The 587-nt window shown below is 37.8% G+C and carries 1 protein-coding gene; it reads left to right on the forward strand.

The window, feature by feature from the left end; genetic code table 11:
* Window positions 1-352 (forward strand): hypothetical protein (locus A7D14_RS20225; RefSeq protein ID WP_218058525.1); only part of this gene is annotated, 352 nt, incomplete at its 5' end.
* Between the last annotated feature and the right edge of the window lie 235 nt (window positions 353-587).

Consider the following 587-nt stretch of genomic DNA (forward strand, 5'->3'; position numbering starts at 1 on the left):
GGATAAATATTATAAAAGATATTTGAAAATAACCTTCTTAATCGGATTACTTGGAATTGTAATGGAATTGTTGAATTGGAATTATTTCTGTCTATTTAATTGCACTCTACTGACCTTCTCGCCTTTTCTGACTTTATTAATCTCAAAAGGAGTTATTGAGTTTTATAAAAAAGTATTCAAAAGAGAAGCTTTCCAAATGCAATGGGGAAAATTATCTGATGGAATTTGGATAAAGAATAAAGGAGATTTAAAATATAGAGGGTATTATGGTTGGTACACTACAAATATTGTAAGCTTTCCGATTTTTATAATTACAGCTATATTTATACTGATAGAAAAAAACGTATGCTAACAATGTATAACCGCAATTACGGCGGATTCGACTACGTCCGAATCCACTCGGAATTGCTAACGTCTGTGCTAAACCGAAAATTAACGCATATTAACCCGTAACTGACGGTTATACGGGACCGTTGGGGAAAAATGCCTGCGGCCGCCCGGCCGGCACCGCAAGCGGCACCCCCTGTCCGAGCTATTTTCCCCCAACGGCCACGCAGTACACCGCTTATTCGCTATATTTATTCCAC

This window comes from Allomuricauda sp. CP2A, from assembly GCF_001683915.1.
Classification (GTDB): domain Bacteria; phylum Bacteroidota; class Bacteroidia; order Flavobacteriales; family Flavobacteriaceae; genus Flagellimonas.